Origin of the sequence: Halomonas sp. N3-2A, from assembly GCF_002216165.1 — a bacterium.
GTDB lineage: Bacteria > Pseudomonadota > Gammaproteobacteria > Pseudomonadales > Halomonadaceae > Vreelandella.
The window spans coordinates 618,231-638,223 of record NZ_CP022286.1 but is presented as its reverse complement, the minus strand read 5'-3'; the positions used below and the strand labels follow the sequence as shown (position 1 = coordinate 638,223).

17 protein-coding genes and 1 other RNA gene are annotated in these 19,993 nt (G+C 52.1%); 2 read left to right on the top strand and 16 right to left on the bottom strand.

Translation table 11 applies throughout. The features are described 5' to 3' along the window. Positions 1–35: 35 nt before the first annotated feature. The 16 genes from ftsZ to rsmI all read right to left on the bottom strand — a co-directional run bounded on the left by ftsZ (position 36) and on the right by rsmI (position 17,976). Positions 36–1,214, bottom strand: coding sequence for a cell division protein FtsZ (gene ftsZ / locus CEK60_RS02835; RefSeq protein ID WP_089037731.1), 1,179 nt, complete (start codon positions 1,212–1,214; stop codon positions 36–38). Between the two features lie 34 nt (positions 1,215–1,248). Continuing rightward, complete coding sequence (ftsA, locus tag CEK60_RS02830; RefSeq protein WP_089037730.1) at positions 1,249–2,538, bottom strand: cell division protein FtsA; 1,290 nt, start codon at positions 2,536–2,538, stop codon at positions 1,249–1,251. 318 nt (positions 2,539–2,856) lie between these two features. Then, the gene (locus CEK60_RS02825; RefSeq protein WP_089037729.1) at positions 2,857–3,570 is read right to left on the bottom strand and encodes a cell division protein FtsQ/DivIB; all 714 of its coding nucleotides are present in this window, start codon (positions 3,568–3,570) and stop codon (positions 2,857–2,859) included. Then, complete coding sequence (locus tag CEK60_RS02820; protein WP_089037728.1) at positions 3,567–4,508, bottom strand: D-alanine--D-alanine ligase; 942 nt, start codon at positions 4,506–4,508, stop codon at positions 3,567–3,569. Before CEK60_RS02820 ends, CEK60_RS02825 begins: the two co-directional genes overlap by 4 nt. Next, positions 4,505–5,917: a UDP-N-acetylmuramate--L-alanine ligase gene (gene murC / locus CEK60_RS02815; RefSeq protein WP_089040831.1), complete on the bottom strand. Its 1,413-nt coding sequence runs from the start codon at positions 5,915–5,917 to the stop codon at positions 4,505–4,507. Before murC ends, CEK60_RS02820 begins: the two co-directional genes overlap by 4 nt. 53 nt (positions 5,918–5,970) lie before the next feature. Beyond that, the gene (murG, locus tag CEK60_RS02810; protein ID WP_089037727.1) at positions 5,971–7,068 is read right to left on the bottom strand and encodes an undecaprenyldiphospho-muramoylpentapeptide beta-N-acetylglucosaminyltransferase; all 1,098 of its coding nucleotides are present in this window, start codon (positions 7,066–7,068) and stop codon (positions 5,971–5,973) included. A gap of 18 nt (positions 7,069–7,086) precedes the next feature. Next, positions 7,087–8,268: a putative lipid II flippase FtsW gene (gene ftsW / locus CEK60_RS02805; RefSeq protein ID WP_089037726.1), complete on the bottom strand. Its 1,182-nt coding sequence runs from the start codon at positions 8,266–8,268 to the stop codon at positions 7,087–7,089. After that, complete coding sequence (murD, locus tag CEK60_RS02800; RefSeq protein ID WP_089037725.1) at positions 8,265–9,659, bottom strand: UDP-N-acetylmuramoyl-L-alanine--D-glutamate ligase; 1,395 nt, start codon at positions 9,657–9,659, stop codon at positions 8,265–8,267. The genes ftsW and murD overlap by 4 nt, the downstream gene beginning before the upstream one ends. A 59-nt stretch (positions 9,660–9,718) precedes the next feature. Further along, entirely contained in the window at positions 9,719–10,801 is a 1,083-nt protein-coding gene (mraY, locus tag CEK60_RS02795) for a phospho-N-acetylmuramoyl-pentapeptide-transferase (protein ID WP_089037724.1), read from the bottom strand. Positions 10,802–10,810: 9 nt separating this feature from the next. Beyond that, positions 10,811–12,169 (bottom strand): UDP-N-acetylmuramoyl-tripeptide--D-alanyl-D-alanine ligase, encoded by a 1,359-nt coding sequence (locus CEK60_RS02790; RefSeq protein ID WP_089037723.1) that lies wholly within the window; start codon positions 12,167–12,169, stop codon positions 10,811–10,813. Then, complete coding sequence (locus CEK60_RS02785; protein ID WP_089037722.1) at positions 12,169–13,662, bottom strand: UDP-N-acetylmuramoyl-L-alanyl-D-glutamate--2,6-diaminopimelate ligase; 1,494 nt, start codon at positions 13,660–13,662, stop codon at positions 12,169–12,171. The genes CEK60_RS02790 and CEK60_RS02785 overlap by 1 nt, the downstream gene beginning before the upstream one ends. Before the next feature lie 13 nt (positions 13,663–13,675). Next, positions 13,676–15,382, bottom strand: coding sequence for a peptidoglycan D,D-transpeptidase FtsI family protein (locus CEK60_RS02780; RefSeq protein WP_089037721.1), 1,707 nt, complete (start codon positions 15,380–15,382; stop codon positions 13,676–13,678). Next, complete coding sequence (gene ftsL / locus CEK60_RS02775; RefSeq protein ID WP_089037720.1) at positions 15,379–15,714, bottom strand: cell division protein FtsL; 336 nt, start codon at positions 15,712–15,714, stop codon at positions 15,379–15,381. The genes CEK60_RS02780 and ftsL overlap by 4 nt, the downstream gene beginning before the upstream one ends. 2 nt (positions 15,715–15,716) lie before the next feature. Beyond that, positions 15,717–16,673: a 16S rRNA (cytosine(1402)-N(4))-methyltransferase RsmH gene (rsmH, locus tag CEK60_RS02770; RefSeq protein WP_089037719.1), complete on the bottom strand. Its 957-nt coding sequence runs from the start codon at positions 16,671–16,673 to the stop codon at positions 15,717–15,719. A gap of 52 nt (positions 16,674–16,725) precedes the next feature. Further along, positions 16,726–17,086: RNase P RNA component class A (rnpB, locus tag CEK60_RS02765), an RNA gene on the bottom strand. A gap of 32 nt (positions 17,087–17,118) precedes the next feature. Then, the gene (gene rsmI / locus CEK60_RS02760) at positions 17,119–17,976 is read right to left on the bottom strand and encodes a 16S rRNA (cytidine(1402)-2'-O)-methyltransferase (protein WP_089037718.1); all 858 of its coding nucleotides are present in this window, start codon (positions 17,974–17,976) and stop codon (positions 17,119–17,121) included. A gap of 113 nt (positions 17,977–18,089) precedes the next feature. On the opposite strand from rsmI, the gene CEK60_RS02755 reads away from it, so the two are divergent. Next, positions 18,090–19,595, top strand: coding sequence for a penicillin-binding protein activator (locus CEK60_RS02755; protein ID WP_089037717.1), 1,506 nt, complete (start codon positions 18,090–18,092; stop codon positions 19,593–19,595). Further along, positions 19,585–19,974 carry a YraN family protein gene (locus tag CEK60_RS02750; protein WP_089037716.1) on the top strand — a complete coding sequence of 130 codons (390 nt, stop codon included), beginning with the start codon at positions 19,585–19,587 and terminating at the stop codon, positions 19,972–19,974. Before CEK60_RS02755 ends, CEK60_RS02750 begins: the two co-directional genes overlap by 11 nt. Positions 19,975–19,993: the final 19 nt, after the last annotated feature.

The window sequence follows — 19,993 nt, the reverse complement described above, 5'->3', positions numbered from 1 at the left end:
CTCGTTTGCTGTTTCAATGACCCCGATAGCGTCAGTTAATCTGCCTGACGGCGTAAAAATGCGGGAATGTCCAAATAGTCATCTGCATCAGGGGCGCGACGCTTCTCGGCCCGAGGTTTTGCAGCGGGCTCAGGCGCTTCTTTACGCGCCGTTGCCTGCTGACGCATGACAGTTGGCTGTTGCAACTTGCGGTAATCTGAGGACGCTTCAGCAGCAGACCGACGCACTGGCTCACGTGAGGCAACTTTGCCTTTGTTACCATCCAGCCCAGCAGCCACCACGGTCACACGTAGCTCATCGGACATTTCCATGTCGATAGAGGTACCCACCACAATAGTTGCTTCCTGAGAAGCAAACTCTTGAACTGTAGCACCTACGTCATTGAACTCACCGATCGACAAGTCAGGGCCAGCAGTAATATTAACCAAAATACCGCGAGCACCGTGCAGATCAATGTCTTCAAGTAGCGGGCTACGAATGGCTTTTTCAGCCGCTTCGCGAGCACGATTCTCGCCAGTTGCCCCACCGGTACCCATCATCGCCATGCCCATTTCGGACATAACGGTGCGAACATCAGCAAAATCGACGTTAATAATGCCTGGGCTGGTAATCAGCTCTGCGATACCTTGAACGGCCCCCAACAACACATCGTTAGCAGCGCTGAAGGCGGTTAGCAGCGTGGCGTTCTTACCTAGCACAGAAAGCAGTTTTTCGTTGGGAATAGTGATCAACGAATCAACGTGCTCAGAAAGCTCTTTCATACCTTCTTCAGCGGCGCGCATGCGCTTCGGCCCTTCAAACGGGAAGGGGCGAGTTACCACGGCAACCGTCAAAATACCTAACTCTTTGGCAACCTGAGCAACAACAGGCGCACCGCCGGTACCTGTACCACCACCCATGCCAGCCGTGATGAATACCATATCTGCACCGGTTAATAACTCAGCGATGCGGTCACGGTCTTCCATGGCGGCTTGGCGGCCAACTTCAGGATTGGCACCGGCCCCAAGCCCCTTGGTGATTTCACCACCAAGCTGCAAGACTGTTTTTGCAGACACTCGCTTAAGCGCTTGAGCGTCGGTGTTAGCGCAGATAAACTCAACGCCTTCGATATTACTTTCGACCATGTGGTTGACCGCGTTGCCACCGCCACCGCCAACACCGACCACTTTGATGACCGCACTGCTCGAGGGTGCGTTATCTACCAATTCGAACATAAGCCCCGTCTCCTGAACCGCGCTTGCGGCCCTGTCAGAAATTTCCTTTGAACCAGCCTTTAATTCTTACCAGCGCCGATTGACCTTCCTTGATATCACGCCTGACGACTTCGTTGCGTCCTTTATGCGCAGCAACGACTTCCCCGTGGCTTTCTAGGCCTTGCCCATGTCGCGCTTCTTGCAATGCATAATGCAGTAAACCCACACCTGTTGCATAAATTGGATTGCGTACCACATCAGCCAACCCTTTGACATTTTGCGGACATGCAATACGAACAGGCATATGAAAAATCTCTTCTGCCAATTCGCTAACCCCTTCCATACGCGAGGTGCCACCAGTGAGCACAACACCAGCAGCCACCATATCTTCATAGCCACTACGGCGTAATTCGTCTCTCACCAACGTAAATAGTTCCTCGTAACGCGGCTCAACCACTTCAGCAAGTGCCTGTCGCGATAAATCACGAGCCGGACGATCTCCTACGCTGGGAACTTTAATCATTTCATCGCTTGCCGCTAACTGTGTCAGTGCGCAAGCGTATTTAACTTTAATCTCTTCGGCATGCTGCGTTGGTGTGCGCAATGCCATCGCTATGTCATTAGTGACTTGGTCGCCCGCTATCGGTATAACGGCAGTATGGCGAATGGCACCTTCACTGAAAATGGCCATATCAGTGGTTCCCCCACCAATATCCACCATGCAAACGCCTAATTCTCGCTCGTCTTCGGTAAGCACCGCCATACTAGAAGCTAGCTGTTCAAGAATGATTGCGTCAACGTCCAGACCACATCGCCTAACACATTTCTCAATATTTTGAACGGCGTTCAATGCCGCTGTCACAAGGTGAACCTGCGCCTCTAAACGAACGCCTGACATTCCTAAAGGTTCACGGATACCACCTTGAGCATCGATTGAGAACTCTTGGGGCAATACATGTAATACACGCTGCCCTTCCGAGACCGCACGTGCGCGGGCTGAGTCAATAACGCGCTCGATATCGGATGGTGTGACTTCCCTTTCTTTAATAGCAACCACACCATCTGAGTTCATTGAACTGATATGGCTACCAGCAACGCCGACATAGACAGAATGAATATCACAACCAGCCATTAATTCCGCTTCTTCAACAGCACGCTGAATAGATTGCACTGTTGATTCGATATTAATGACCACACCGCGCTTCATGCCGCGTGATGGATGAGAGCCGATACCCGCTATCTCAATCCCGCCGTCATCGGTGGGTTGACCGACTATCGCGACGACTTTGGACGTTCCAATGTCCAGCCCGACAACCATATTGGATGCGTTGGGTGAGCCTGCCATGAGTCGGATAATCTCCTAGAAAAATTTTAAAAGAAACTTGTTAGTCGTAACTGCGCCAACATTGTTAAATCGGCGATACAAAATCACGCTGAATAACATTGACGGCTACCGTAATATCAAGCCAAATGCTGATCATGATTAAATAAAAAAGCCCATAAAAAAGCATCAGCTATAACATAGTATAGAAACAATACTGACAATACGACTAGCGCACGCCTACGATAATCGCCTTTGTGTGCGATTTAAACCCTATTCATGGCTTTTCGCTGTTGGCAACCACTTACATTTACCTACTTTTTGCACATTGTAAGTCGCTTATTACTCATCCTCTTCTGCAAAGTCACTTTCTCCGTGCCAGGCAACTGCAACCCCATTGGGGTAGCGCAAGTCAATATAGCGAATATGCTCCCCAACCTGAGCAAGCTCACGCTGCCACGATGCCGACAAACGAGCTAATCGGATTTCATGCTGACGTCTTCCTAACATTACCCAGGCACCATTACTTAACTGCAGCCGCCATGCACCACGAGGCTCTAGGCGTAATTGAGAAAGTGACAACGATAATCCCTGAAAATGAGGTGTTAAGCGGCGATAATAGGTAAGCACCTCTTCGCCACTTCCCGTCGGCCCAGCCAAATCTGGAAGCCCCTGAGGCACACCTAGTGGCGCAAACGCAAACGACTCACCTTTGGGGTTAAGTAGAAAATCATCGTTCCAGCGGGCCACTGGCGTTTGTTCTACCAGCTCAAATACAAGTGCATTTGGCCACTCTCTGGAAATTCTAACTTCATCCAGCCAGCCAATTTTCAATGCACGCCTACGTAGCTCACCTAAATCTGCCGAGAGCCAAGTTGCCTCTTGAACGAGTGGCGCTAGCTGAGTACGGAGGTAATCAGCACTCACATATTCCCACTCGCCACGAATAGACACACGCTCAATAGGCTTATCTAACCATAGCCATAAGGCACGCCCACCAGCACCTAGTAACAGTGCCAGCAATATGAGGCCTAACCACGCATTACGCTTCTTCATGAGCAGCTGCGTTGAACCGCAGTATTCAGTATACGCAACACCAACTGATCAAACTCTATGCCCGCATGCGCCGCCGCTTGAGGCACTAAACTATGATCCGTCATTCCTGGCACAGTATTAACTTCAATCAGCCAAAACTTGCCTATCGCATCGCGCATCACATCTACACGCCCCCAGCCTTCGCCACCTACAGCATCAAACGCTTTCTTGCATAGTTCTGCCAAGACCTGCTCGTCACTAGATGCTAAGCCACTGGGCAGGTGATACTGAGTAGTGTTAGCAATGTATTTCGCTTCGTAATCATAAAAACCGCCTGGGACTTCGACACGAATTGCCGGCAACACGTCATTATCAAGCAGAGCAACGGTATACTCTTCACCTACAATGAACCGCTCAGCCATGACACGGGCGTCATAGTTCGCCGCCTCGTGATAGGCCGCTTCTAGTGCCTCCTGGCTTTTAACGATACTAATCCCCAGCGTGGAGCCTTCGTGAACAGGCTTTACCATCATTGGTAAACCTAATTGCGACACCACCATAGACCAATCAGATGTCTCGCTGAGCATAATACTTTCAGGTGTGGGTAACCCTACGGCCTGCCAAACCTGCTTCGTACGCTGCTTATCCATCCCTAACGCTGACGCCAGCACCCCACTGCCGGTGTAAGGCAGCCCTAAAAGCTCTAGCGCTCCCTGCAGCGTACCATCCTCGCCACCACGACCATGAAGAGCCACAAAAACAGCCGTTGGGGCAAGACGTTCTAGCCCTACCAAACCCTCTTCTTTTGGATCGTAGCCAATGGCATCGATACCTTGACGCTTTAACGCGCCAAGCACAGCCGCACCGCTTTTAAGCGACACTTCGCGCTCTGCTGAAGTACCGCCATAAACAACAACAACGCGTGCCAAGGGGTCATTCAATGACATTGCTGTACTCATAGCTCTACCTTATCTAGCGCCAACTTGGCTTGCGCGAAACGTAGCGAAATACCACCCACATCACCGGCGCCTTGAGTAATAAAAATATCCCCAGGGCGCAGAAGTTTGCTTAACAGTGCAGGTAGCTCCTGTTTATGCTCAACGAACAATGGATCGACTTCTCCTCGCTGACGAATAGACCCAGCAAGGGTGCGACCCTCCGCGCCTGGAATCACAGCTTCCCCAGCGCTATAAACATCCAATAGAACGAGCGTATCCACTTGAGAAAGCACACGAACGAAATCTTCATAAAGATCGCGGGTGCGACTGTAGCGATGCGGCTGGTACAACATGACCAATCGACGTTCGGGCCAACCTGCACGAACTGCCTGGATAACCATGTCAACTTCACGGGGGTGGTGTCCGTAATCGTCTACTAACATGATATCGCCATCAGCATTGGGGGCGCTGAAGTGGCCATGCACTTGAAAGCGGCGCCCTACACCGGCAAAACTTGCCAGCCCACGAAGAATGGCATCGTCACTTACCCCAGCATCCGTTGCTACAACAATCGCCGCCATCGCGTTTAACGCATTGTGGCGACCGGGCATTGCTAGCCGAATAGCCAATGGAGCAGCTTCCCCAGGACGCACTGCGGTGAACGAGACTTCACCGCCTTGCTGAGTAAAGTCCACAATGCGGTAGTCAGCATCTTCATCGAAACCGTAGGTGACAAACTGACGTTTTACCTGGTCACGCATCGACCGAATGTTAGCGTCATCAATACACAGCACTGCCAGCCCGTAAAACGGCAAATTATGCAGAAACTCGATAAATGTGCTTTTTAAGCGCTCAAAATCCCCACCATAGGTCGCCATATGGTCTGCATCTATGTTCGTCACAATAGAGACCATTGGCTGCAGATGAAGAAACGACGCATCCGATTCATCTGCCTCAGCGACTAGATAATCACCCTCACCCAACCGAGCGTTAGCGCCAGCACTGGTAAGTTTTCCACCAATCACAAAGGTGGGATCCAATCCACCTTCCGCCAGCAACGTTGCCGTCAAACTGGTTGTGGTCGTCTTTCCATGGGTTCCTGCGACAGCAATGCCATGGCGAAAGCGCATTAGTTCGGCCAGCATTTCAGCACGCCTAACCACGGGCACACGATGCTCATGAGCCCAACGGATTTCAGGATTTGTTGCATCAATGGCGCTGGAGACAACCACGACGTCAGCGCCTACCACATTCTCTTCAGCATGACCGATAGCAACGTTAACGCCACACTGTCGAAGGCGCTCAACAACAGTCGATGCCTTCATATCGCTACCGCTGACGCTGTAACCCTGATTTGCGAGCACTTCAGCGATTCCACACATACCTGCGCCACCGATGCCAACAAAGTGCAAACGCTTAATACGGCGCATACCAGGGCCGCTTGGACGGACACCCGAGTGCAACGCATTATTAATAGAGTCGGTCACGCAGTCTCTCCTTGTTTAACCAGCGCTAAACATCCCTTTGTAAGACGCTCAGTCGCCTCTAAGTAGGCCGCCTGGCGGGCTTTAGAAGCCATGTCTGACAAAACGCTAGGGACTAATAGCTCATCTAAATAGTGTGTTAATCGCTCGGGGGTCAGCTCAGACTGTGTGACACAAAGTGCTGCCCCGGCCTTTACTAAAACGTCAGCATTGACCCGCTGATGATCATCAACAGCAAATGGAAACGGCACTAGCAAGGCGGGCTTTGCAGCTGCGGCAAGCTCTGCCACTGTTAGCGCTCCGGCACGACAAACGACTAAATCTGCCCACTTATACGCAGCCGCCATATCGTCAATAAAGGGAGTAACATCTGCCACAATTCCATGCTCGACATAGGCGCTTGCCGTCGCCACATCTCGGTCTTTGCCCGCTTGATGGCGAACATCAGGGCGTCGCTCTGGCGGCAAGCCCGCCAGCCCGGGCGGTAAACGCTCATTCAGTGCGACCGCTCCTAGCGAACCACCAACAACTAATAACCGCAGCGGGCGAACGGTCAGTTCAGACGCACTCCTTGGATGCTCACCCAGTGCAGCAATATCTTCTCGCACCGGATTGCCAATCACTTCTGCCTTGTCACCAAAAGCCTCGGCAAACGCCGCGTAAGTGCGAGTCGCCAATTTTGAGAGCACTTTATTGGTCAGCCCAGCAATAGCATTTTGTTCATGTATCACCAATGGCACCCTGGAAAGCCACGCTGCCAGCCCACCTGGGCCACTGGCAAACCCGCCTAACCCAACCACCACATCAGGATTGAAGCGGCGAATTACCTTTCGAGCTTGCAGTACGGCTTGGGAAAGGTTCAGCGGTGCCTTCAGCCAGCCAGTTACTCCGTTGCCACGCAGACCGCTTATGTCGATGGTATGAAGCGTAATACCTGCTTCTGGTACTAGGCGATTTTCGATCCCTCTTGGGCTTCCCAGCCACTCAACGTCGACATTGTGGGCTTTGAGCGAACGTGCTAGCGAAAGCGCCGGAATAACATGACCTCCGGTACCTCCGGCCATAATTAAAATGCGTCGACGTGCGTTCGTCGTCACAAACAACTCCTTGAGTAGTTACGGTAACCGAGGTTCATGGCGTGATTTATAGGGTGTCGATACACGACGCGGACGGTGACGCGTCTCCGCATCTACGCGCAACAACAAGCCAATCATCATACCGGTTACCAATAAACTTGAACCGCCATAGCTAATCAACGGCAATGTTAGCCCTTTCGTTGGCAACAGCCCCGAGCTTACCGCCATATTAATAAATGCCTGAGCTGCGATAACGAAACCTATGCCATAGCTGACATAGGCACCAAATAAATGGCCTGCCAATTCTGCACGACGACCAATCAACATTGCCCTGGTAATGAGCAAGGTAAATAGCAGCACAACGAGAATGGCCCCCATCATGCCGAGCTCTTCTGCGATGACAGCAAAAATAAAGTCGGTGTGAGCTTCAGGCAGGTAGTGAAGTTTTTGAACACTATTACCTAAACCAGTACCGGTCACATGCCCACGACCGAAAGCAATCAGCGCCTGAGTAAGCTGATAGCCAGTGGCAAACTGATCAGCCCATGGGTCCAAAAAGCTCGTCCACCGCGCTAATCGGTAAGGCTCCATAACGACCATCATGACGGCGCCAACAGCCAATACGCCACCACTACCAAATAGTAAGGTAAGTGAAGCGCCGCTCATCATTAACATACCAATAACGCACACGGTATATACCACCATGCCGCCAAAATCGGGAGCAAGAAAAAGCAGCCCCGCCGGAACGGCAAGCACCGCTAAAGGTCGCCACATACTGAATGCCCGTTGGCGTAGGTCATAGGTAAAGCGGGACATGAAAGCCGCCATGTAAAAAATCAAACCGATTTTTCCAAGCTCGGAAACTTGCAGGCTAGGCAAGGGACCAGGTAGTGAAATCCAGCGTTTACTGCCGTTAACTTCCTGACCAACCACGAGCACCAGCACTAGCATGATGATGCTCACTAGCAAAATCAGCGCTGCGTTTTGCCGCCATGCTTCCAAAGGAACACACAGCATAAAAAAACAAGCCAATATAGCCAGAAATAGAAAAATGCCATGCTGCCGAGAGTAGTGATAGGTATTTTCAAGCAGACCTACCGATGCCGAACTTACCATCACCCAGCCTAACCCAGCTAACGCTACGGCGGCGACGATCAACCACACATCGGAGGGTAAATGCCGCGTTGTCAAAGTATCGCGGATACGCTGCACTCGACTCATAACCTCTCTCCTGAGTGATTATGCTGTTTATGCTTTTGCTCAACCCAATCCCGAAAGGCATCGCCTCTCGCCTGGTAATTGACAAACTGATCTAGGCTTGCGCAGGCGGGTGACAGCAATACACAGTCGCCGGGTTCAGCTATTTCCCAGGCCACTTCCATCGCTTGAGTTAAATCGTTGACTAGATGCACTGGAACAGCAGATGAGATAGCGGCCTCAAGACGGCGTGCGTCAGCACCAAATAGCACCGCAGTTTTAGCGCTCTCTGCCAGAGGCATCGCCAGAGGGGTAAAGTCAGCACCTTTGCCGACACCACCGGCCAATAATATTACTTTCCCTGTCAGCGATGCGCTGATGCCTTGAATGGCGGCCAGCGTAGCGCCAACGTTAGTACCTTTTGAATCATTCACCCACATAACGTCATTGATACGAGCGATGACTTCACTACGATGGGGCAGCCCCTTAAAAGCAGTTAATGCTTGGCACATCGGTGCTTTTGCAAAGCCCAACGCCTTGCCCATTGCCAATGCTGCAAGTGCATTGGCATAGTTATGCCGCCCTGCCATGCTGAGAGCTGCTGTGCTAAGCCAAGCAGTATCACCTTGGAACAGCGTTAACTCGCCGCCTTTTTCAACTACCCCCCAGTCATTACCTGCGGGTGCGAAGGCCGTGAAACGCTCTATATGATCCACAGACGACTCTGGCCAAGTGAGCGCGTCATCCGCGTTGACAATGACTGATTGTGCACCGCGAAAAATACGCTGCTTAGCGCGGCGGTAACCCATCATATCTCCGTGACGATCTAAATGATCTTCACAGAGGTTTAAAAAAGCAGCCGCTTTAGCACCCAAATGAGGCGTTGTTTCCAGCTGAAAGCTTGAGAGTTCAAGGATGTAAAGCTCGGCATCTGGGTATTCAGCTAATAAATCCAATGCAGCCGTACCCAAATTTCCCCCCACCGCAGCTTTAACACCAGCCACTCTAGCCATCTCGCCGAGTAATGTCGTAACAGTTGACTTGGCATTAGAGCCAGTAATAGCGGCGATCGGCGCATTCACCGCGCGAACAAACAAAGCAATCTCACCTACCAGTACGGGCTCCCCCGTTGCTGGATTATAACGCTCTAGCAAGCCATCAAGCCCTGGCGAATGAGGATCGACACCAGGGCTGACCACCACTTCGTAGGCATCGGTAAAATCAAGCGCCGTTAACGGACCACAATAAACCTCAACATTGGGGTTTTCGTTCTGAAAAGCGTGTAGCCCCGGAGGTTCAGCTCGCGTATCTGCCACCATAAATGGCACGCCTTGACGCGCCAAATGCCGACAAATAGCTTGCCCAGAAATTCCCAGGCCAATAACAACGGTGATTCCATTTGCGACTCGCACGATGACCGGCTCCTTTGTGCATCACGCTAATAGTGGCAACACTGCCGCTATTACTTTGCTAATCATCGAACTTTAAGCGTAGCCAACCCTAACAGCACCAGTACGACGGTAATAATCCAGAAACGCACAATTACCCGCGGCTCTGGCCAACCTTTCAACTCGTAGTGGTGATGCAACGGCGCCATACGGAAAATACGCCGACCGGTAAGCTTATAAGAGCCAACTTGAAGAATCACCGAGACCGTTTCAAGTACAAAGATACCGCCCATAATAAACAGCACAATTTCTTGGCGCACAATAACGGCGACAACGCCTAGTGCGGCACCTAGCGCCAGCGCCCCTACATCGCCCATAAACACTTGAGCGGGATAAGTGTTGAACCATAAGAAGCCCAGGCCCGCACCAGCAATAGTGGCACAGAAAACAGCCAATTCGCCGGTCCCATGAATAAAAGGAATATGTAAATAGTTGGCAAACACAGCATTCCCGCTTGCATAGGCAAATACGGACAAGCCCATCGCCACCAGCACAGTGGGCATGATCGCCAGGCCATCAAGGCCATCCGTGAGATTGACTGCGTTAGAGCTGCCAACGATCACAAAATAGGTCAACACGATATAGAACACGCCAAGCGGCAACGCGACATCTTTAAACATCGGGATCAATAAGCTAGTTTCAGCCGGTGTCGCGGCCGTGAGATAAAGCACCAATGCAGCGCCAATACCCACCACCGACTGCCAGAAATACTTCCAACGAGCGGGTAATCCACGCGGGTTCTTTTCAACAACCTTGCGATAATCGTCGACCCAGCCAATAGCCCCGAAGCCTAATGTGACCAGCAGCACCACCCAAACATAATGATTGGTTAAATCGCCCCAGACCAGCGTGCTGATAGCAATAGCCAACAATATCATTGCCCCACCCATCGTGGGCGTACCTGCTTTAGACAAATGAGATTGAGGGCCATCATCACGAATTGCTTGGCCAATCTGGCCTTCCACTAACCGGCGTATAACCCAGGGCCCAAGCCACAGGCATAGCATGAGGGCCGTTAACGCTGCGAGAATGACACGTAAGGTTAAATAGTTAAAAACTTGGAAAGTAGACTGATATTGGGCTAGAAAATTCGCCAGGTGAAGTAACATGAACGGCGCTTACCTTGTTTCATCCGCACGTAGCGCAGCAATGACATTTTCCATGCCTGCACTACGCGATCCTTTCACCAACAGTGTGGTGTTAGGCGGCAGAGTATTAATAACATGACGCACTAGCGTCTCGTGGTCGTCAAAATGCAGCCCGCGACCGAAGGCTTCACTTGCTGAACGGGCGGCATCACCAAAAGTCAGTAATGTATCGATACCCAGTGACGCAGCGTAATGACCGATCTCAGCATGTAGGGCATGAGACTCATTGCCCAGCTCCCCCATTGCGCCAAGCGCGCACCAGCGCGGTGAAGGAAAGTTCGCTAACGCATCCAACGCCGCTTTCACAGCACCAGGATTTGCGTTGTACGTGTCGTCTAACAACGTCGTATTGCGCACGCCGGGCACGATGCTTAACCTACCAGACAATGAGGACAATTCGCATAGCCCCGTCACTACTTGCTCTGGCGTAACGCCTAATGCGAGAGCCGCCGTAGCAGCCGCCAACGCATTACTCACATTATGCTTACCAATCAAGGGCAGCTGTACGTCGCCCAGTATTTGGCCACGTTCAACAAGCGTAAAAGCATACCGCCCCAAAGAGTCACACGAAAGTGCGGACGCGTGAACGTCCGCATCGCCATGTAAGCCGTAGCTTACAACTTTCTTGCTTCCCGCACAGGCTGACCAAAATTCAAAGTAGTCGTCATCGCGGTTTAGCACCGCAATACCATCTTCCGCTAGCCCGGCTAATATTTCGCTTTTGGCTTGGGCAATTTGCCCCATACCGCCAAACTCTCCGACATGCGCGCCTGTTACATTGGTAATGATGGCGACATTAGGGGAGGTCAACTGGCTGGTCCAGGCAATTTCGCCCAAATGATTAGCCCCTAGCTCAATCACACCTGCCTGATGGTGCGTTGCTAAACGCAGCAACGTCAGCGGCGCACCAATATCATTGTTTAAGTTGCCCTCGGTAGCAAGCACACCGCCTAATGGAGAAAGTAGCGCAGCCGTCATCTCTTTAACGGTTGTTTTACCGCTGTTGCCGGTGACAGCCACCAGCGGCAGCTCACAATGCTCACGCCAAGCCCGGGCCAGCAGGCCAAGGCCCAAACGCGTGTCTGCGCATACCAGTTGAGGAAGCAAACTGCTTACCGGGCGCTCAACCAGAGCAGCTGCAGCGCCTTTCTCAAGCGCCTGCTCAATAAAATCATGGCCATCAAAACGCGGCCCCTTCAAAGCCACAAACAGACAGCCCGGCACAATATGACGCGTATCGGTAATGACCGCCGTCACCGACAACTGGCATAAAGCTTGCGGGACAGAAAGTTTTAGCGCTGAAGCAATACTAGCTAACGACCAGTTCATCACATGGCAGCCCTAAGTTTGAAGGCTTTTATCACTTGTTCGCTATCTTGGTAGTCATGACGCACGTTACCGATGTGCTGATAGGCCTCATGCCCTTTTCCGGCCACCAAGATAACGTCCTGGGGATCAGCCTGCTGAACCGCATGACAAATCGCCTGACTACGATCACCTATTTCCGTAAAGGCAGCCGCAGCAGAAAAACCCGACATAATTTGTTGGCGAATTTGCTCGGCAGACTCCGTACGCGGATTATCGTCAGTAACGATCACGTGGTCAGCTCGCTGCTCCGCTACAGCAGCCATTTCTGCTCGCTTTCCCGTATCACGCTCACCACCACAACCGAACAGGCACCACAGCTTTCCGGTGCTCCCTAAATGCTCTTTCAGCGCTTCGAGAGCATTAGCTAATGCATCCGGCGTGTGGGCATAGTCGATAACAACGCTGGGCGCATTAACCTCGCGGTATAACGCCATACGCCCAGGCACTGGGCCCAACTCAGTTGCCGACTCAAACAACTGCTCTAAAGGCTCGCCCAATCCATAAAGCGCACTAATGGCTAACAGCACATTGTCTAGATTAAACCGCCCCATCAAACCAAGATTAAGCGTTTTTTCACCTTCTGGCGTAGCAACAAGAGCCTGCTGACCATGTTCATGGGGATGCCAACCAATCACGCGCAGCGTCACTGCTTCATCGTCGCCTACTGCCAAAACACGCACACGGCTATCACAACCTGCCAACATTAGCCGCGCAAGAGGATCATTTGCATTGACGACCGCAAGCACAAGCTCAGAACGCCGGAACAACTTTGCTTTTGCAGCGGCATAAGCCGCCATACTGCCATGGTAATCAAGGTGATCTCGCGTCAGGTTGGTGAATACGCCTGCGGCGACGTTCACTGCGTCTAAACGGCGTTGCTCAAGGGCATGTGAAGAAGCTTCAAGCGCCACACGCTTCACTCCCTGGTTAGCCAAATCAGCCAAGGTTTCTTGCATTGCCAATGAGCCAGGCGTAGTAAGGCCTGTGTCGACCAATTGGCCGAGGCGACCAACACCTAATGTCCCAATCACCCCAGCAGGCTTGCCAAGCAGTTCACTTAACGCTGCTATATAATGGGTAACAGAGCTTTTCCCATTGGTGCCCGTCACCCCAATCACCTGAAGGTCTTTAGGAACAGAAAACAGTGTGCGACCTAGCTCGCCAAGTCGCATAGACAGATGCGGCAAATAAAGTATTTGCCCGTCCAGTGAAACACCACCTTCTCTTGTATGCGCCAAAACGAGTGACGCACCTGCCGCCACTGCTTGATCAACAAACTCATAACCATCACGCTGACTACCAGGGACAGCCACAAATACATCACCCATCGCTAACTTACGTGTATCCGTCACTAAGCGAAGCTGCTCTGGCAATTTAGGCAGCTCCTTAGGTAACACGGCGTTGGGCCAAACCTGCTTTAGCGCTATCCATAGACTTTCTGGGGACAACCTCATGCAATCTCCTTTGCTACTCGACCTCATGATCGGGTGGCACGTCCAGCAAACGTAGGGCATTACCTGTCACGCTAGAGAACACCGGAGCAGCCACTGCGCCACCATAAAATTGGCCAGCGCGGGGGTGGTCAATCATAACGACGGTAACAATACGCGGGTCGGAAATAGGCGCAATCCCCGCAAAAACACTGCGGTAAGCATCGGTGGTATAACCTTGCTGCCCTATTTTGCGCACCGTGCCTGTTTTCCCCCCCACACGATAGCCTTCAACCTGCGCTCGGCGCCCGCCGGTATAGGCGGCGACCGACGTTTCTAAAATATTCAGCAAATCATTAGCCACTGTGGGCGATATAGCAGGACTCCCCTGGGGAGGCTCAGAAAGCCTCAACAGCGAGGGCGGTAAACGCACGCCATCATTGGCGAGCGCTGTGAAAGCACTGGCCAATTGAACGGCTGAAACAGAAAGACCGTAGCCATAGGAGAGCGTCGCTCGTTCACTTCGAGACCAGCGAACTGGCGCTGGCAAACTGCCTGTCGCCTCACCAGGAAAGCCGGTTCCTGGTGCTTGCCCAAGACCTAGCTGATTGTATTTTTCCCAAATGGCCGTATCACTTAGCTGCAGTGCTAAACGAGACATACCAACGTTTGAAGATTTTTGTAGAATCCCCGCTAAATCTAAATCGCCATAATTACGGAAGTCTCGGATAGTGAACTGATCCAGGCGCATCCAGCCAGGCGAGGTGTCAACGACAGCATCGCGATCTACAACACCACTTTCCAGTATTGCAGCCATCGCCAAAGGCTTCATAACAGACCCAGGTTCAAACACATCAACCAGTGCCTGGTTGCGCAAACCTCGCGGATCTAACCCAGCGCGGTTATTTGGGTTGTAAGAAGGCAAGTTAGCCATCGCTAACACTTCCCCTGTGCGCGCATCGAGCATTACCAACACCCCACCGTCTGCCTCATGCTCAGCGACAGCAGCACGCAACTCACGGTAGGCCATATATTGAATACGCTGATCAATCGACAGCGTTAACTCACCACCAGGTTGCGCTTCACGAATAACACCCAGCTCACGAACTAACCGACCGCGTCGATCCTTTAAGACTCGGCGTTGTCCAGGATGCCCCGCCAAATAGGGCTGATAAGAGAGCTCCAGTCCCTCTTGACCCACATCATCCACATTGGTAACACCCAGCAACTGCGCCGCCACTTCACCGGCTGGATAATAACGTTTGTATTCACGCTGCTGATAAACACCAGGCGTACGTAAATCCAATATACGTTGGGCCGCATCTGGCGTCATTTGACGACGAAGGTACATAAACTCTCGACTGCTATATCGAGAGACACGGGATTCAAAGTCATCGAGCGACATGCCTAAAGCTTGCGCCAGCATTACTCGCTGAATGGCATCGGTAGGTAGCTCTTGAGGATTCGCCCAAAGTGTCACAACAGGCGTAGAAACAGCCAGAGGCTCACCATTACGATCAGTGATCATACCGCGGTGTGCGGGTATTGCCTCATGGCGCAGCGTACGGGCATCACCCTGGCTCTGTAAAAACGGGCGATCAATTACCTGAAGCAGCGTAATCCTGCCGACTAAAATGGCCGACGCCACCATTACAACAATGAGAATAAATAAAAAGCGTCCGCCAGCTAATGGCGGAGCAATAGGCATTTGACGGGATATCCCTCCCCGACTTTCGCGCTTCATGGTCGAATCACCTCGACATCATTCACATCGGGAATGCGCATTTCAAGCCGTTCCGTAGCAATTTGCTCTACACGGGCCGGAGTAGACCACGCCCCCTCTTCCAATAGCAGCTGCCCCCACTCGGTTTGCAGCTGATTTTTTTCCTGCTCTAACTGCTGTAGCTGCGCATACTGCACTCGCGTCATATGCGTGGTGGCAACCACTAAACCACCGGTAACGACACACGCTAAGAACAGCGCAACAAGGATAACCGGCCAAGCTCGAAAACGTAGCTTGAAAGGCCATTCGGTGCGCAGCGTTGACGCCCAACGCTCTATCCGATCCATGCTCATGATCACACTCGTTTACGGGCGGCTCGCATGACGGCACTGCGCGCCCGGGGGTTAGCGTCTACCTCTTCGTCACTTGGGCGTATTCCTTTACCCAAGGCTTCAAGACGGCGATTTAGCTGATCATCGCGAATCGGCACGCCCCGTGGCAAGTGCGTATCACCCCGCACATGATGACGAATGAAGCGTTTTACACGACGATCTTCAAGCGAGTGGAAGCTAATCACAACCAGATGCCCCCCAGGAGCCAACACTTCCAATGCCCCCTCAAGCGCTGCATCCAGTTGATCGAGCTCACCATTTAAATAAATACGCAGCCCCTGAAACGCTTTGGTCGCTGGGTGACGGCCCTTTTCCCAAGCGGGGTGAGCCTCTTTTAATACCTCGGCCAAGTCAACAGTGTGCGTAAAAGGTTTTTCCACACGTCGCGTAACAACAGCACGCGCCAAGCGCTTTGCGTAACGCTCTTCACCATAGGTTTTAAACACATTGGCAATATCACTTTCGCTAGCCCGGGCTAAAAACGCGGCTGCACTCTCTCCTTGGGTAGGGTCCATACGCATATCAAGAGGACCGTTGCGCATAAAGCTAAAGCCACGCTCTGGATCATCTAACTGCGGGGAAGAAACACCAATATCTAGCAATACCCCTGAAAGCTTTCCGTAAACCCCTTGCTCTTGTGCATATTCAACTAACCGAGCGAACTCTCGCTGCGTTATGTCGAAACGAGGATCATCGATATCTTTAGCGGCTGCTATTGCTTGAGGGTCACGATCCATGGCCATTAAACGACCTTGTTCGCTCAAGCGCGAAAGAATAACGCGGGAGTGCCCGCCTCGCCCAAACGTGCCGTCTAAATAAATACCATCGGGATTATGAACAAGTGTATCTACCGCCCCTTCTAGTAAGACGCTGGTGTGGCGAAAATGGGAAGTAACCTGGTCAGCGTCAGGAGAAGGCATGTTAATCTCACACAGTGTTAAGAAAGGTGCGAACGGCGCACCTTTTATGGAAATGGGGAGTCGGCCGATAAGCCGGGTTCTGTCGTGGACAGTCATTCCTCTAGGCGCTGCGTCACCACAGCGCTCAAGCAACCTACCCGGATCCAGCGCGGGCCACGCCATTGGATCCCTATTTGGTCTTGCTCCGAGTGGGGTTTACCTTGCCACGCACTGTTGCCAGGCGCGCGGTGCGCTCTTACCGCACCCTTTCACCCTTACCAGCCTCGAAAGGCTTAGGCGGTCTACTCTCTGCTGCACTTTCCGTCGGCTTACGCCGCCCAGGCGTTACCTGGCACTCTGCCCTATGGAGCCCGGACTTTCCTCCCCCAACACACTTTTACAAGTGTATTAGCGGCGACTGTCTGGCCAACTCCGGCGGCAAGCATACCAGCGCCCCGCCGTCGCCTCAATGCCCACCTTTCAATGCTTGCAATCTTGCGTACCATTCCTGCTTTCGGCCGCCTAGCATTTTTGCAGCAACGGCTGCCCCCTGCTTGACACCAACACCCTCTGCTAGCATTGCTTTAAGCAGCTCATCAGCAGTAATAGATTGCTCATCGCTTTGAACAGCGGGCGGCGCCCCAGCAATCATTACGACAAACTCTCCACGACCTTGGTTAGGGTCTTGCCTAAGCTGATCAAGCAATGAGGAAGGCGAACCCTGCAAAAAAGTCTCATACGTTTTGGTTAATTCTCGCGCCAGAACAACCGCTCGCTCAGGCATTTGCTCACATAACGATTCGAGCGTGTGCTCAATACGGTGAGGTGACTCGTAAAAAACCAACGTTTCCTCTCGAGACTGCCATTTTTCAAGCGCTTGCCGTCGCGCACTTGGCTTGGACGGCAAAAACCCACCAAATGTAAACCTATCAGTCGGCAATCCAGCCGCTGACAGCGCACTGACTAGTGCACAAGGCCCAGGAAGCGGCACCACCTGCCTACCCCGCAATCGCAACTCTCTTACCAATACGAACCCCGGATCACATATAAGCGGCGTCCCCGCATCACTAATTAGGGCAACATTTTCCCCCGCCATTAAGTAACTATCCAGCGTATCGACTCGCCGTGCTTCATTATGCTCATGCAGTGAGAGCATCGGCTTATTAATGCCCAAATGCGCTAACAAGCGACCGCTGTGGCGTGTATCCTCCGCAGCAATACGTGATACCTCCGCTAATACCCGAGCAGCCCGTGGCGATAAGTCTTCCAAATTCCCAATTGGTGTTGCAACCACGTACAATATACCCGGATGCTGGTGTGTCATCGTGACTCCCGATTTGTTAATAGCCTGCACTGACGGTGCGCCATGCTTGTGCAATGATAAATTTATCCGCTCATCGAGCGACGGCAGCGCAAATGGAAACTAAGGAAGGATACATGAAACAGTCAATACGTGGATTACTAGCCACTGCCTTCATGGCGCTTCTGATTACAGGGTGCGCTATGCAATCCCCAAGCGTGGTTGACCGCGTCCCTGATCAGGATGCTAGCCGATTACTTAGTCAAGCAGAGCAGCAAGCGCCTGAACAAGCTGCCAAGACGCGACTGGAAGCGGCTAATATCCTCGCCAGACAAGGACAACGCGAAAATGCTTTTGACGCAGCCGATGCGGTTGATGAAAACATGCTTTCAGAATCGGATCGGGTGCGCTGGGCAATGCTTTTCTCTGAACTTGCTCGCGGCATGGACGATCCCCGCGCAGTCCTCCGCGCGACCCAGGTGCTTGACGACGAACTGCCTATGCAAGCAAACCAGCAAGAAACCCTTGCAGAACGGCAGCAGTGGGCACGTCAAGCCTTGGATCAAACTGAATATACGAAAGTATCCATACCTGAATTAGAGGGTGTCGAAATACGCCGCATAGCAGTGGCATTACCAGAATCTGGCCCACTAAGTAGTGTGGCTAACGCTATCGCTTCTGCCATGCGCCGTCATCACGATTTGCGCGGAGATAATGTACAACTTAATTTCATCAATGCGTCTCAATATTCACTAGATGAAATTTACCAACGTGCACAGCAAATGAACGCTCAACTTTTGATTGGTCCAATTGACAAAGGCCAAGTCACCCAACTTGAGCAGCGCGATAGTGTACCACTACCGACGCTGGCTCTGAACTATGGCAACAGCGCAAGCAATCAAGCACCTCAACTGCTTCAGTATGGTTTATCTGCTGAAGATGAAGCTCGTCAAGCAGCTCGCCGAGCCTTTCAGGACGGCCATCGTCAAATGTCTATCATGGTGCCCGACAATGCCTGGGGACGGCGCGTCGGTGAAGCTTTCTGGAATGAGTGGCAAAGCCAGGGCGGCGAAATCACCAATGCCGTCCGCTATAACCCTAGCAGCGCCGTAGCTAACGCCGTCAAAACAGCCCTCAATGTCAGCGGCGATCGCGCCCGTCTAGGGAACATTGATGCACTATTCTTACTGGCACTTCCCGAATACGCACGCCAAGTGCCGCCCACCATGGACTACTACTACGCCCCCAACCTGCCTATTTATGCCACCTCGCACCTGCATGAAGGGCGCCTACAGACACGCTTAGATCAAGACCTAAATGATGTAATGTTTATCGATATTCCCTGGCAAATCCCTGACGCAGCGGTTGGCGGGGAAGAGGCGCTGCCCTTTTATTCGACGTACGCAGAGCTTCGCAACGAGTCAGACCCTTCAATGTTTCGCCTAATGGCAATGGGCGTGGATGCTTACGAACTTGGCATCCGCCTATCAGACTTATCAGCCCTTGACGGCATGAATGGAAGCACTGGTACGCTTCGCCTATCAGGTGATGGCAGGGTTTCTCGAGAATTACCGTGGGCGAAATTCCAAAATGGCGTGCCTTCGCCCATTTTGATTCCTGGCCTACTGAACGATGACCAATAGTTATCAGAATCCCAATACTCCGCAAACAGCGCGGACACGGGGCGCAGCCATTGAGCAACTAGCCGCTCAATGGCTGCAGCAACATGGCTTAACGCTTGTCACTAGCAATCATCACGTTAAAGGCGGTGAGCTTGATCTTGTGATGAAAGACCAGGACATCCTGGTCTTTATCGAGGTCAAACATCGCACCACTACTCGTTACGGCCACCCCTTAGAGACCGTCACTGCACAGAAGCGCCACCGCTTAATACGAGCAGCCAAGCTCTATATCGCTCGGCATGCTGTTTCAAGTCCGTGTCGCTTTGATATCCTAGCGATCACAGGCACGCCTCCCGCGCTTGAATTCCAGTGGGAAAAAGCGGCTTTTGATGCTTACTGATACTTTTACCTAGGAAGCC